We start from the raw sequence: 13,287 nt of genomic DNA, 5'->3' as shown, positions 1-13,287 counted from the left end.
TACTCGGTCGCTGCGCTCCCTGCGTGGGCTGTGACTTGCAGGGTTCAATCCGTGGGCGATTTTACGGCTCCCGGAGTGGCGAGCAGATGAACTGCTCGCCGTGTGGTCGCCGAAAAATGCGCCGGCCGGGAATTGAACCACGCGAAGACGGTCGCCTCGCTCCGCTCGGCGCTGCGTCTTCTCTACTTCAATTCCCTCCGTACCGCATTCGCTCCTCACGTCCGTTCGTCGCAGAATGCGCCGACCGGGAGTTCACCGAGCGCAGCGAGGTGAACGTCGGCCGGCAAACGACCGCAGGGAGTGCGCCGACCGGGAATTGAACCCGATTGCAAATCCTCGCTGTCGCTCGGATTTGCGTGATTCAATTCCCTCCGTACCGCATTCGCTCCTCACGTCCGTTCGTCGCAGAATGCGCCGACCGGGAATTGAACCCGGGCTATGAGCTTGGGAAGCTCATGTCCTACCACTAGACCACCGGCGCACGAAGGTCGTGCCGGGCGGGCAGACGAACGGATCGTCGGACCACGGCACGACGGATGCACCCGGAAGTTCACTCTGGCGGCACTTGAACGTAGCGCTTCCGGACGTTCGTCCAGAAAACGACGGCGGTGGAGAACCTTTAGTCGTCACCTGCCCTACACACGGCCATGATAGAGCTGGCGCTATCGGAGGCGGAGCTAGAAGCGCACCGGGAGCACATCGTCGAGTTCGTCCGCGCGTCGGTCGACGACGCGGGCGTCGAGCGGGCGGTGCTGGGGCTCTCCGGCGGCATCGACAGCACGCTGGTCGCGAACCTCGCCGTCGAGGCGCTGGGGAGCGAGAACGTCCACGGGCTGGTCATGCCCGGCGCGGTCAGCCGCGAGGAGAACATGAGCGACGCGGAGTGGGTCGCCCAGGGCCTCGACGTCCCCTACGACGTCTTCGAGATCAACCCCGTCGTCGACCAGTTCCTCGACGCCTACCCCGAGGCGGAGGGCGACACGGTGGCGGTCGGCAACGCCCGGGCGCGAACGCGGGCGGTGCTGAACTACCTCGTCGCCAACCACGAGGACGCGCTGGTGCTCGGGACGGGCAACCGCACCGAGGCGCTGGTGGGCTACTTCACGAAGTACGGCGACGGTGCGGTCGACTGCCACCCCATCGGCAACCTCTACAAGCAGCAGGTCCGCCAGCTGGCGAAGCACGTCGGCGTGCCCGCCGAACTGGCGGAGAAGGAGCCCACCGCCGGGCTCTGGGCCGGGCAGACCGACGAGGAGGAGCTCGGCATCGACTACGACACGCTCGACGCCATCCTCGCGCTGCACGTCGACGGTCCGCTGTCGGTCACCGCGACCGCCCGCCAGGTCGACGGCGCGAGCGAGGACGACGTCCGGCGCGTCCGGGAGATGTACGAGCGCAGCGAGCACAAGCGCGCCGTCCCGCCGAGCCCCGAACGGCTGGACTGAACGTTCGAACGCGACTGCTACTCCTCACGGCTCGCGGCGATGTCGGCGGCGCTGGTCGCGACGAGGTCGCCGAACGCGCCGGCCTCGCGCGCCTCCTGGACGCTCGGCGCCGACGCGTCGCGGACTCGTTCCTTGACCACCCGGAGCGCCATCGGGTCGTTGGCGGCGATCTCGTCGGCGACCGCGCGCGGGGATTCGACGATCCGCGAGACGAGCCCCATCTCCAGCGCCCGGTCGGCGTCGACGGCGCGGCCGGAGAGCGCGAGGTCGAGCGCCTCGCCCTGGCCGACGACGTCCGGCAGGCGGACGGTGCCACCCCACGCGCCGAAGATGCCGAGCTGGACGCCGGGTTCGGCGAAGGTGGCGTCCGGCGTGGCGACGCGCACGTCGCAAGCGAGCGCGAGTTCGACGCCGCCGCCGCGGGCCGCGCCGTCCACGCCGGCGACGACGACGCTGTCGGCGTCGGCTATCTCGTTCGCGACGCGCTGGCCGCGCTCGGCGAACGCCACCGCGGCGTCGCGGTCGAGGTCGGCCACCACGTCGAGGTCGGCACCGGCGCAGAACGCCGGCCCGGCACCGCGCAGGAGGACGACGGGCTGGTCGGCGTCGGCGACGGCGTCTGCGAGGTCGTCGAGGCCGTCGCGGGTGAGCGCGTTGCGGCGCTCGGGGCGCGAGAGGGTCACCGTGCGGACGTCCGGGTCGTCGGAGACGCGAATCATAGGCCGTACTTGGCGGCGGTTTCCAAAGGTCTTTGGCAGTTCCGTCGTAACCCACCGACGATGGAAGAGGCCGTCCGGGCTCGTGGGGCAGCGCGCGAGGCAGTCCGGGACATCACGCCGGAGCATCTCCGTGATTACATCGACGGACTGCTCGAATCGTCGGCGATGACCCCGGGCGTGCTGACGTTACTGAGCGCTCGTGCAGTGGATGGAGCGACGGGTGCGACCGGCGCCCGGAACCGCGCCGCCGGCGTCCAGCTCATCTACGAGGGGTTGCGACTCACCCGCTCGCTCGCGGTGGACGAACCCTGGGAGGAGACGTCGACGGAGACCGAAAGCAACGTCGCCATCCTGGCAGCCACCGTGATGGTCTCCCGCGGGTTCTACGTGCTGGCGCGCACCGAGGCCGCCGACAAGGCCGTCGAAACCGTCCAGTCGTTCGGCCGCGACCAGACGACACCGGACGGTCTCGACCGGTCGCTGGAGGCCGACGTGTTCGAACTCGCCATCGTCGCCGGCACCACCGTCGCCGGCGCGGACGCCCCCTCGAAGGCGAGCGAGTACGCGTCCGAGCTGGCAGATTCCGTGGTCGACGGCGACGAGACGCCCGTCGACGCGCCGGAGATCGGCGCGCTCCCCGACGACGCCGAGGACGCGCTGTCGAAACTGTCGCGGAACGCGACCGTCGGCGTCGACGAACGGCGGTCATCGTCGGTCACCGACCCCTGATGCGAATCGAAACGCCTAAAGACGGTTCGGCGTGTACGAAATAATGCATCCAAGCGACACCGCGCCTGGGTAGCTTAGCGGTAAAGCGCGTCCTTGGTAAGGACGAGAGCCCGGGTTCAAATCCCGGCCTAGGCTTTTTTCCGAGCGATGATCTCCGAGCGATAGCGAGGGGTCTGAGCGAGTGAAAAGCCAACCCGGGATTTGAGCAGACGAGTCGCAGCGCTCGAGCGAACGAGGGCGACCGTCTCGGCGTGTTCGAATCCTGGCCTGGGCTTTCACTTCCGTCGGCTGTTCGGCAGCCTGATAGCTCGGTGTGTCAGGTCACGAGAGCAGAACCTCGCTCAAACGCACCCGAACGCGACGATCCCGGAGCCGAGACGCTTCGACCCGAACGCGACGATCCCGGAGCCGAGACGCTTCGACCCGAACGCGACGATCCCGGAGCCGAGACGCTTCGACCCGAACGCTACACGTCACCACGAGGGTCCAGCACGTCCCGGAGCGCGTCGCCGAACACGCTGAAGGAGACGACGAGCAGCGCGAAGGCGATGACAGGGAACACGGAAGACCACCACATCGTCTGCCAGTCCTGGCGGAGACCGTAGGCGATGGTCTCGCCGAACGACTGGACCATGATGTCGTTCAGCTCCATGTAGGCGATGGCGGCCTCGGCGAGCAGCAACGTCGGAATCTGGCGCGTGACGGCGGTGACGACGGTGCTGGAGACGTTCGGGAGGATGTGGTTGCGGATGATGAAGCGGTCGCTCGCGCCGGCGTTGCGCGCGGCGACGACGTACGGCTCCTCGCGGCGCTGGAGCACCTCGCTGCGCACGAGGCGGGCGGCGCTCCCCCAGCTCGTCAGTCCGAACACGGCCACGACCAGGAAGAGGCTGGAGTCGAAGAGGAATATCGTGACGAGGTAGATGACGAACGCGGGCACCGTCTGCTGGACGTCGGCGTATCCCATCAGGACGTCGTCCACCCAGCCGCCGCGGTAGCCGGCGAGCAGGCCGACGCCGGTCGCCAGCGGCACGACGATCATCGACGTGACGAGCGCGACGATGAGGCTGACGCGCGTGCCGGCGACGATGAGGCGCAGGACGCCCTTGCCGTCGGCGTTCGTCCCGAGCGGGTACCGCCACGTCCCGTGACAGAGGCCGTTCGACTCGACGCCCAGGCAGTGCAGCGCGTAGGCGTCGTCGACGGGGAACAGCAGGGGCGGCTGTTTCGCGTGCGCGAACTCGATGTCGGGGTAGTACACCATCGACCCGACCGTACCGACCAGGAAGAAGGCGACGAGGAAGACGAAGCTGGCGAGCGCGGCGCGGTCCGACCGGAGGCGTCGCCAGTACCGCCGCGTCTGTTCGCGGTTCGTCGCGAGCGGGACGACGACGTAGCAGAACAGCGCCAGCAGCGAGAGGACGAACAGCCAGTCGATCCGGGTGAAATCCCACCACCGGACGAGTTCCTCCTGCCTCGTGAGCACGAGGAGGTCGTAACAGAACAGGACGGCGAGGATCGCGGTCCCGAGCAGGAACGCCTTCGTCCGCACGGCGACTCGCCACCTGCCACCGTCGAGCGACTCCCAGTCGATTCGTTCGAACTGCTCGCTGGAGGGCTCCGCGGCCATCGACTCGGAAACGTCTCTCCTCCGTCATAAGCGTTTACAAGATGTCGAAGTGCGGACAGAAACGGACGGCGCCTGTCGGCGTCGCCGACGACAACGACGACGCCGACGAACGTTCGACCGGCCCTGCGTCGTCGCAGGCCATCGACGAGGCCGAACCGTCGGCCGGGTCGGGAGAGGACATGAACGTTTAAAATGAACCATCAGTAACAGGAACGCAAGCGATGTTCGCCCTGACGCCCCTCCAGAGCGGTCCCGACGACGAACGAGGTGCCCAGCGATGAGCTACCGGGAACGCGTCCTCAAGCGCGTTGGCTTCGCCATCCTCTCCATCTACCTCGTGATGACGGTGGCGTTCATGTTCGTCGCACTCACGCCGGACCCCAACCTCGGGATGGTGGCGTACGGCGTGCGCGACGCAGGGACGGACGCTTCGGAAACCCACGAGGCCCTCGCCACCTACAAGGAGGCGCACAATCTCGACGACCCGGTCCACGAGCGATACCTCCGCTGGCTGGTCGACGTCAGCACGCTCGACTGGGGTCGCTCGCTCGCGAAGAAGGCGCCGGTGACCGACATCCTCGCCCGCGCCATCCCGGCGACGCTGGGGTACGTCGTCCCGGGAATCCTGCTCGCGACGCTCCCCGGAATCCTCCTCGGCGTCGCCACCGCGATCGGCGACAGCGGCGCTACCGAGCGGTTCGCGAACCTCGTCGCGTACGTCGGTCTCGGGCTCCCGAACTTCTGGCTTGCAGCGGTGCTACCCGTCCTCGTCGCGGACTACGCGGGCTGGCTCCAGACAGTCCTCCAGCCGCATCCGTTCGTGGTGGCGGGGATTCCGTTCACGATACGCCCGATGCCGGCGCTCGTCCTGGCGACCACCCTCTTCGCCAGCTGGGTCCGGTACGCCCGCGCGGAGTCCTCGGAGTACGTGAACGCCGAGTTCGTGAAGACCCTGCGTTCGAAGGGCGCGAACAATCGGGCGCTCGGCCGACACGTGCTCCGGAACGCGGCGCTCCCGCTGGTGACCCTCTTCGCCACCGACCTCGTCAGCGTGCTCGTCCTCCACGTCTACGTCCTCGAACACGTCTTCTGGATTCCGGGCGTCGGGAAGATGGGCTACCTCGCCGTCCGGCAACGCGACATGCCGCTCATCGTCGGGACGACGATGGTCATCGCCATCGCCGGCATCCTCGCGACCACGCTCCAGGACCTCCTGGAGCCCTTCCTCGACCCCCGCATCGAGTGAGGGGGACGGGCGCGACCCGTCCAGCACCAACGCTTTTGGTCCACCTGCGCGATTGACCAGCCATGCGATTCGTTATCGTTGGTGCAGGTCGCGTGGGGCTCCGGACCGCGCGCGTGCTCCGCCAGGAGGGCCACGAGGTGACCCTGGTCGAGAACGACCACGAGAAGGCCGAGCGAGCGAGAGAGGAGGAGTTCTCGGTCGTCGAGGGCGACGGCTCCAGCGAGGACGTCCTCGAGAAGGCGGCGGTCGCGTCGGCCGACGCCATCGGCGGGCTGACGGGCGACCTGAACGTCAACTTCGCGGCCTGCATGGTCGGCAAGCACCACGGCTGTCGAACGGTGATGCGCATCGACGAGGACTACCGCGAGGACATCTACCGGAAGTTCGCCGACGACGTGGACGAGGTCGTCTACCCCGAGCGGATGGGCGCGGCAGGGGCGAAGACGGCACTGCTCGGCGGCGACTTCCACGTCATCGCCGACCTGACCGAACAGCTCCAGCTGACGACGCTGGCGGTGCCGGAGGCGTCCCCCGTCGTCGGCGAGCGCCTGTCGGCGGTGGACCTCCCGCGCGACGCGCGCATCTACGCGCACGGACGGGAGAACGAGCGGATGACGATACCGCTCCCGGCGACGACCATCGAGGCCGGCGACCGGGTGGCGCTCATCGCCGAGCGGGACGCCGTTCCCGAGGTCCGCGAGCGCCTCCAGGGCTGAGCCGGCGTCGGGTCACGATATCCTCGCTTCGACTGCTGGCCGGCGGGAGACGCACACCGCTACTGGTGATTCGGAGGGAGGAAAATGGGCAGCGCGGGGTTCTGGGGACGGCCGGAACGAGAACTTTCGTGGGGAGGTTGGTGACACTGTGGCGGGAGGCCAGCCCGCCGCCAGAGCTCCCGGCGTCGCCGGACGTCCACCGCGAGACTGCGACACGCTTCGCGCCCGAGCCGTCGGGCGCACCTGTACGGATGACCGAATCCCCCTTTGTTATGGGCCGTCTGGACGGGTGACAGGCGCAGTTTGTCACTCACAGGCTCCGATTGTACCGGTGAGGGAGCAGACGTTTCCGCAGTAGGGAACGCCTGACGGCCCCCGACAGCGCGGTGGCACCGAGCGAGCGACGACGCGGGAAATCCGTCGAACGCCGGGACTGTGAGGAGCGAGCGACGTCGGTGCAATCGCGTCTCGGTGGCAAGGGGAACGGAGGTGAAGGGGGAGAGCGGGGAGGGGAGGGGAGGATGTGGGTGGTGGTCCGGGCGCGCGAAGTGGGAGGATGGGAGAGAGGCTGTGGTGCGCGCCCGTTTCGGAGTCGGCACTTCGACGACTTAAAACCGCGTCAGACGACCGCATGACTCCGCGGAAGGCGTCGGGGGACGGCCGGGTGACACGCCGGCGTCAGCGAGTACTGCCGTCGGTGGCGCTGGAGCGAACCGAGCGATTCACCCCGCTGGAGTCGCAACAGGGACGCATGAGCACCACGGACGCGGCGGGGAAGGTCCGGTTCGGCCTGGCTCTGGCGCTGGGCGTCCTCGTGCCGGGGATGGCGAAGTACGCCCTGACGGAGGGAGGATACGACACGCTGGGGACCGTCGTCTTCTACACCGGCTACTTCACCGCGGCGGTCGCCATCTGGTTCATCTGGATCCGACCGCTGGAGTTCGAAGGCCCCGGAGGGGCATAGCGGAAGTTTAAAGGACAACTCGGGGCGATTTCTCGACAAGGATGATCGAGTTCGTCCCACTCCCCCTCGTCGACGATTTCTTGGTGAACTACCACGTCGGACACGCGGTCCTGGCACTGTTCGTGCTGTCGATTCTCGGTGCGATTCCACTCGGTTCGCGGAAGGTACTCGCGATCAACACCGTCCTGTTCGGCGTCCTGTTCATGCTCGTGGTGTCGATGGGTGCGCCGTCGACGTACGCCTTCCTCGGCCTCGCGCTCGTGGTGGTAGCGCCGCTTCTGTACACGACGGCGAGCAAGTAGGGACGGAACGCTTTTTCCCGCCGGGGGCCCTTGGTTGGAGCATGGCAGACGAACTGACAGCGACGCTTCACACGAATCACGGCGACATCGACGTCCGACTGTTCGACGAACGCGCCCCCAAGACGGTGGAGAACTTCGTCGGCCTGGCCACGGGCGAGAAGGAGTGGGAGGACCCCGAGACGGGCGAGACCGTCGACGGCGAACCGCTGTACGACGACGTGCTCTTCCACCGCGTCATCGAGGACTTCATGATCCAGGGCGGCGACCCCACCGGAACCGGACGCGGCGGCCCCGGCTACCAGTTCGACGACGAGTTCCACCCCGAACTGCGCCACGACAGCGAGGGCATCCTCTCGATGGCGAACTCCGGCCCGAACACGAACGGCTCGCAGTTCTTCATCACCCTCGACGCCCAGCCCCACCTCGACGACCGCCACGCCGTCTTCGGCGAGGTGACCGACGGCATGGACGTCGTCCGCGAGATCGGGAATGTCGAGACGGGCCCGAACGACGAGCCGAAACAGGACGTCGTCCTCGAGTCCGTGACGGTCCACCAGTAGCACGCCGGACGGCAGTACTCCGCAGCGGCTAGTCGTCCTTCCAGACCAGACCGGAGAGGGTGCCGGTCAGGACGACCTCGTCGCGCTCGTTCTCGCAGACCACGTCGACGGTGAGCTCGTAGCGGTCCTCGCGCTCCTCGACGTCGTCGTGGGTCCAGGTGCAGGTGATCGCCTGGCCGGTGTACACCGGCCGGACGAACTCGAACGACATCGAGCTGGCGAGCACCGCCAGGTCGCCGCCGACGGTCGTCGGGAGGGTCGCCGTCAGCAGGCCGTGCACCAGCAGCCGGCCGTCCTCGTCCGGTTCGGTGTGACGCGGCTGCTGGTCCCCGGAGACCGCAGCGAACCGCCGGACGTCCGCGGTCGTGAACGTGCGCTGTACGGTGTGGGTCTCGCCCGCCGTCGGAGGGGTCGTGTGCCCGGCCATCGGGTTCAGGCGACGGCTGCCGGCGACTTAGTTCACGCGCCGCCGCTCGTAGGCCGCGCTTCGTAGCCGACGGTGCTCGCGCGGTCAGAGCTTCGTCCAGTCGCTCGTGATGTCGTGTTCGGGGACGTGCCAGCGCTGTTCGGGGACCAGCCCCTCGCGTCGGCGCAGTTCGATGCGGGCGTCGAACAGCGGCGAAAGGTCGGCGACCGTTGGATGGTCGTCGGGGAGCGACAGGTGGACGTGGCCCATTCCGTCGACGCCGCGGACGATCGCGCCGACGGCTCGCAGGAACCGTCTGACGGTCTCCCGGTCGTGCGCGTCGAACAGCGGCGTCACGGACGCGATCCCGACCCGGAGCTCAGCCGGGCTGAGGCCGTTCCGGACGTCGTCGAAGAAGCCTACCGCCTGCACGAGTTCCGCCCGCAGACGGCCGAGGTCGCTCCTGTCGGCGCAGTCGGCCGGCAGTTCGACGCCCGCCGCGTCCGTCGGGACGGACCGCTGGCTGCCGGTCGGGTCGGCGACCCACACGTCGGGGTCGGTCCGGCGCACGCCGGCCGGCAGACAGTGGTCGACGTGGTCGGCGGTCGGATCGGTGACGGCGAGCACGCGCTCGCGGTCGCGGTTCGGGTCGCCGAGCAGACGACGCGTCGCCCGGCCGGCGACCCCCCCGTCGACGTCGCCGGTGACGAGGAGGTGACAGCCGTCGCGTTTCAACTGCCGGAGCACGGCGTCGAACTCGCTCGGCGAATCCTCGCCCCGGATGCGGAGTTGCAGGGACGACATCTTTGAATTACTTACCTATCGAAATGATAAAATTGTTGGGGTCGACGGGAGGTGACCGGCGGCTTCTGCGGGCCCGCAGCCGTCGAACGGCGGCGAGCGCAGCGCCGACGGGGGTGCAGCTACAGTCGGAGCGACGACCGGAGCTGGGGGAGTTCCCTCGCGAGCGCGCGGCGTTTCAGCAGGCAGAACCCGGCGAAGATGACCAGGAAGCCGAGACCGGTCACGACCGTCACCTGCTCGTGCAGGAAGAGCCAGCCGGAGACCGCCGCGAACACGGGCGCGACGTAGGAGACGAGGTTGATCTCGATGGGGCCGAGTCGCTCCAGCAGGTCGAAGTAGACGAGGAAGCCGAGCGCGCTGGCCGCCAGCGAGAGATAGGCGAGGGCGGCGACGCCCTCCGCGGTCCACTCGACCATCGCGAGCGACTCGGCGGGGCGGGCGAAGCTGATGACGTGCATCATCACGGCACCGAGCACCATCGACCACGCCTCCATTGTCTCGATGGGGAGGTCGGCGTCGATGCGCCGTGTGAGTACGCTCCCGAGCGCGAACGAGACGGCGGCGGCGAAGACGAGGAGTTTGCCGACGACGCCCGGCGTGACGACGGCGCCGGCCTGGGACGTCCCCAGGCTGAGGATGGCGACGCCGACGAGACCGAGGAGCAGGCCGACGATGCCGACGGGCGTGAGGCGTTCGCTCGGCAGCAGCACGCGGGCGAACCCCGTCGTCAGGATGGGGCTCGTGCTGACGACGATGGCCGCCACGGCGCTCGTCGTCTCCATCTCGCCGACGAACAGGAAGGCGTGGTAGCCGGCGATCATCAGCGCGCCGCCGACGAGGACGAGTCGCCACTCGTCGCCGGTCCGCGGCCGCCAGCGGTCGGTCGCGTAGACGGCGTACGCGAGCATCAGCACGCCGGCCACGTCGTAGCGGATGGCGGCGAACAGCACGGGCGGGAAGTAGTCCAGACCGGCCTTGATGGCCATGAAGGCGGACCCCCAGACCGCCGCGAGCAACACGAACAGCGCGACGTTCCGATAACTTGTCACTGTGGATGCTCTCGTGGCGGCCGGAGTCAAGCTTTCGGAACCCGTCGTCGAGTGCCGGGTTCTCCGGGGGCGTTCCGCTATCCCACCGGTTTTTATCCGTCGGACCAGTTGGACGGGTATGGCCGACGCACGGAACCGGAGCAACGTCCCCCGGGGCCGGTTCGACTTCGAGCACCGCCCCGAGACGGACCAGTCGTTCGAGAACGCCCTGGCGAAGGCCCGCGACGGCCGACGTCTGGACGTCGCGGACGGCGTCGAGTTACTGACGACCGGCACGGACGTCCCCGGCATCGACCGGGCCCGCAAGGAGCGCGTCCTCGAAGCGGCGGACCGCCGCCGGGCCGAGGTCGTCGGCGACCGGGTCACCTTCGTCGCCAACCTGAACAACAACGTGACGACGGCCTGCAACACCGGCTGTCTGTTCTGCAACTTCAAGGACACCGCCCAGGACTTCGAGGTCGGCACGGACGTCGACCACGGCGGGTTCACGAAGACGCCCGCCGAGTCCCGGAACGTCGTCAGCGACGCGCTCGACCGCGGCATCTACGAGGTGACGTCCGTCAGCGGCCTCCACCCCGCGCTGGCGCTCGACGACGAGCACCGCGAGATACTCGAGGCGAGCGACCGCGGCGACCTCAACTACCGGTCTGCCGACGCCTACGAGACCGACCCCGGCACCTACGCCGAACAGATGCGGGCGATGTCGGTCGGGGACGTCCACCTCCACTCGATGACGCCCGAGGAGGCCTACCACGCCCGCAGAGGCACCGACTGGAGCTACGAGGGCGTCTACGGCCGTCTCAAGGACGCCGGCCTCGACAGCGTCCCCGGCACCGCCGCGGAGATTCTCGTCGACGAGGTCCGCGGCGTCATCTGCCCCGGCAAGATCGGCACCGACGAGTGGCTGGAGGCGATGGCGGCCGCCGCGTCGGTCGGCCTCGACACCACCGCGACCATCATGTACGGCCACGTCGAGAACGAGATGCACCGCGTCATGCACCTCGACCGCGTGCGCGACCTCCAGGACCGAACCGGCGCTATCACGGAGTTCGTCCCCCTGTCCTTCGTCCACCGGAACACCCCGCTCCACGAGCGCGGCATGGTCGACGCCGGCGCGTCGACCGACGAGGACGAACTGATGATCGCCGTCTCGCGCCTCTTCCTCGACAACGTCGACCACGTCCAGTCGTCGTGGGTGAAGTACGGCGACGAGCAGGGCCTGAAGATGCTCTCCTGTGGCGCTGACGACTTCATGGGCACCATCCTCTCCGAGGAGATAACCAAGCGCGCTGGCGGCGAGTTCGGCGAGTTCCGCTCCTTCTCGGAGTACGCCGAGATGATAGCCGCCATCGGTCGCACGCCCGCCGAGCGCTCGACCGACTACCGCCAGATTCGCGAGGTCGACCCCGACGAATCGCCCGTCGGCCCCCGACTCGGTCCGCGCGCCGACGGGACGCCGCTCGTGGAGTAGGAACTGCGTCACCCGTCTGTGAAACCGTCGCCGTCCCGCAACACCGACCGGAAGCGCTCGCCGTGGACGTCCTCGGCGGCGATGGCCGCCTCGATGCACTCCGAGAGCCAGTCGCCGTCGTCGACGAACCGCTCGTAGACCGGGAGCCGTTCGCGTAGCGGGACGCCCGCCTCGTCGGCGATGGCCTCGAGTTCGCGCAGCGCCGGCCACTCGTACTCGGGGTTGATGTGGTCGTCGGTGACGGGGGAGACGCCGCCGAGGTCGTCGACGCCGCAGTCCAGCAGGTCGCGGGTCGGCGAGAGGTTCGGCGGCACCTGCACCGACACCTCGTCGGGGAGCGCGTGGCGGGCCATCGCCACGACGCGGCGCATGGTATCGACGTCGGGGCGCTCGAACCGGGAACGCTCGTTCGGGACGACGTTCTGGACGATGACCTCCTGGACGTGGCCGTAGCGCTCGTGCAGTTCGCGGATGGCGAGCAGGCTCTCGGCGCGGTCGCGCCAGCTCTCGCCGATGCCGACGAGGATGCCCGTGGTGAACGGCACGCCGAGTTCGCCGGCAGTACGGATGGTGGCGAGCCGCTGGCCCGGGCTCTTCTGGCGCGGGCCGGCGTGGGCGTCGACGTCCGCCGTCGTCTCCAGCATCACGCCCATGCTGGCGTTGACGTCCGCGACGCGTTCCATCTGCTCGCGCGTCTGGTCGCCCGGGTTGGCGTGCGGGAGCAGGCCCTCCTCCAGCGCGAGTTCGCAGACCTCCCGGAGGTAGTCGTGGATGGAGTCGTGGCCCCACTCGGCGAACTGGTCGTGGATTCGGGTGTAGCGGTCGTCCGGGTCGTCGCCGAAGGTGAAGAGCGCCTCCGTACAGCCGGCGTCCGCACCGCGCCGGACGACGTCCCGCACCTCCTCGGGCGAGAGCAGCGACGCCTCGCCCGGCGCGTCGAAGTAGGTGCAGTAGGTGCAGGTGTACCGGCAGGCGGTCGTCAGCGGGACGAAGACGTTCTTCGCGAAGGTGAGTTCGTCCGCGGGGTCGACGTCCGCGGGCGTGACCGCGAGCAGGTCGTCGACTTCGCGCTGGTCGATAGTGACGTCGACGTCGTACTCTGCGGTCCCCGGAATCATCGCTTCGTACTACGCGACGCCGGGGAAAAGGGTTTGGAACCGCGGAGACGGTTGCCGGAGCGAACGCCGACGCCGCCGACCGGTCACGGAATGGGAACGTTCAAGCGACAGCGAGACACAGTCTCGGG

The 13,287-nt window shown here is 68.6% G+C and carries 15 protein-coding genes and 2 tRNA genes; 10 read left to right on the top strand and 7 right to left on the bottom strand.

Annotated elements, in window-relative coordinates:
• Positions 1 to 410: 410 nt before the first annotated feature.
• A tRNA-Gly gene (locus NKT36_RS10955) sits at positions 411 to 481 on the bottom strand.
• A 166-nt stretch (positions 482 to 647) separates the two neighbouring features.
• Here NKT36_RS10955 and NKT36_RS10950 point away from each other — a divergent pair.
• Positions 648 to 1,445, top strand: coding sequence for an NAD+ synthase (locus NKT36_RS10950; protein WP_327051083.1), 798 nt, complete (start codon positions 648 to 650; stop codon positions 1,443 to 1,445).
• A 17-nt stretch (positions 1,446 to 1,462) separates the two neighbouring features.
• Here the strand turns inward: NKT36_RS10950 and NKT36_RS10945 are convergent, their stop codons facing one another.
• Positions 1,463 to 2,164: an enoyl-CoA hydratase/isomerase family protein gene (locus NKT36_RS10945; RefSeq protein ID WP_327051082.1), complete on the bottom strand. Its 702-nt coding sequence runs from the start codon at positions 2,162 to 2,164 to the stop codon at positions 1,463 to 1,465.
• 60 nt (positions 2,165 to 2,224) lie between these two features.
• Between NKT36_RS10945 and NKT36_RS10940 the strand changes: the two genes are divergently transcribed.
• Together NKT36_RS10940 and NKT36_RS10935 are read left to right on the top strand one after the other, a co-directional pair.
• On the top strand, positions 2,225 to 2,893 hold the full coding sequence (locus tag NKT36_RS10940; protein WP_327051081.1) for a DUF7114 family protein: 669 nt from the start codon (positions 2,225 to 2,227) through the stop codon (positions 2,891 to 2,893).
• Between the two features lie 63 nt (positions 2,894 to 2,956).
• Positions 2,957 to 3,028: transfer RNA gene (locus tag NKT36_RS10935), tRNA-Thr, on the top strand.
• Positions 3,029 to 3,359: 331 nt separating this feature from the next.
• Here the strand turns inward: NKT36_RS10935 and NKT36_RS10930 are convergent.
• Positions 3,360 to 4,523, bottom strand: coding sequence for an ABC transporter permease (locus tag NKT36_RS10930; protein ID WP_327051080.1), 1,164 nt, complete (start codon positions 4,521 to 4,523; stop codon positions 3,360 to 3,362).
• 41 nt (positions 4,524 to 4,564) lie between these two features.
• On the opposite strand from NKT36_RS10930, the gene NKT36_RS10925 reads away from it, so the two are divergent.
• The 6 genes from NKT36_RS10925 (at position 4,565) to NKT36_RS10900 (ending at position 8,311) form a co-directional block, all read left to right on the top strand.
• Complete coding sequence (locus NKT36_RS10925) at positions 4,565 to 4,714, top strand: hypothetical protein (RefSeq protein WP_327051079.1); 150 nt, start codon at positions 4,565 to 4,567, stop codon at positions 4,712 to 4,714.
• A gap of 86 nt (positions 4,715 to 4,800) precedes the next feature.
• Positions 4,801 to 5,769, top strand: coding sequence for an ABC transporter permease (locus NKT36_RS10920; protein ID WP_327051078.1), 969 nt, complete (start codon positions 4,801 to 4,803; stop codon positions 5,767 to 5,769).
• 62 nt (positions 5,770 to 5,831) lie between these two features.
• Positions 5,832 to 6,485 carry a potassium channel family protein gene (locus tag NKT36_RS10915; protein WP_327051077.1) on the top strand — a complete coding sequence of 218 codons (654 nt, stop codon included), beginning with the start codon at positions 5,832 to 5,834 and terminating at the stop codon, positions 6,483 to 6,485.
• 751 nt (positions 6,486 to 7,236) lie between these two features.
• Entirely contained in the window at positions 7,237 to 7,449 is a 213-nt protein-coding gene (locus tag NKT36_RS10910; RefSeq protein WP_327051076.1) for a hypothetical protein, read from the top strand.
• Positions 7,450 to 7,490: 41 nt separating this feature from the next.
• On the top strand, positions 7,491 to 7,751 hold the full coding sequence (locus NKT36_RS10905) for a hypothetical protein (protein ID WP_327051075.1): 261 nt from the start codon (positions 7,491 to 7,493) through the stop codon (positions 7,749 to 7,751).
• A 41-nt stretch (positions 7,752 to 7,792) separates the two neighbouring features.
• Positions 7,793 to 8,311: a peptidylprolyl isomerase gene (locus NKT36_RS10900; protein ID WP_327051074.1), complete on the top strand. Its 519-nt coding sequence runs from the start codon at positions 7,793 to 7,795 to the stop codon at positions 8,309 to 8,311.
• 28 nt (positions 8,312 to 8,339) lie between these two features.
• Here NKT36_RS10900 and NKT36_RS10895 read toward each other — a convergent pair whose 3' ends face one another.
• The 3 genes from NKT36_RS10895 to NKT36_RS10885 all read right to left on the bottom strand — a co-directional run bounded on the left by NKT36_RS10895 (position 8,340) and on the right by NKT36_RS10885 (position 10,570).
• The gene (locus tag NKT36_RS10895) at positions 8,340 to 8,738 is read right to left on the bottom strand and encodes a MaoC/PaaZ C-terminal domain-containing protein (RefSeq protein ID WP_327051073.1); all 399 of its coding nucleotides are present in this window, start codon (positions 8,736 to 8,738) and stop codon (positions 8,340 to 8,342) included.
• Positions 8,739 to 8,822: 84 nt separating this feature from the next.
• A complete protein-coding gene (locus NKT36_RS10890; protein WP_327051072.1) occupies positions 8,823 to 9,521 on the bottom strand; it encodes a DUF7504 family protein in 699 nt (232 codons plus the stop codon).
• Positions 9,522 to 9,640: 119 nt separating this feature from the next.
• Entirely contained in the window at positions 9,641 to 10,570 is a 930-nt protein-coding gene (locus NKT36_RS10885; protein WP_327051071.1) for a DMT family transporter, read from the bottom strand.
• A 118-nt stretch (positions 10,571 to 10,688) separates the two neighbouring features.
• On the opposite strand from NKT36_RS10885, the gene cofH reads away from it, so the two are divergent.
• Positions 10,689 to 12,041, top strand: coding sequence for a 7,8-didemethyl-8-hydroxy-5-deazariboflavin synthase subunit CofH (gene cofH / locus NKT36_RS10880; RefSeq protein ID WP_327051070.1), 1,353 nt, complete (start codon positions 10,689 to 10,691; stop codon positions 12,039 to 12,041).
• Positions 12,042 to 12,049: 8 nt separating this feature from the next.
• Here cofH and cofG read toward each other — a convergent pair whose 3' ends face one another.
• Positions 12,050 to 13,159, bottom strand: coding sequence for a 7,8-didemethyl-8-hydroxy-5-deazariboflavin synthase subunit CofG (cofG, locus tag NKT36_RS10875; RefSeq protein ID WP_327051069.1), 1,110 nt, complete (start codon positions 13,157 to 13,159; stop codon positions 12,050 to 12,052).
• Between the last annotated feature and the right edge of the window lie 128 nt (positions 13,160 to 13,287).

Origin of the sequence: Halomicrococcus gelatinilyticus, from assembly GCA_024227995.1 — an archaeon.
Classification (GTDB): Archaea; Halobacteriota; Halobacteria; order Halobacteriales; family Haladaptataceae; genus Halomicrococcus; species Halomicrococcus gelatinilyticus.
Note: the sequence above shows the minus strand (reverse complement) of the source record. Positions and strands in the feature narration are given on the sequence as shown.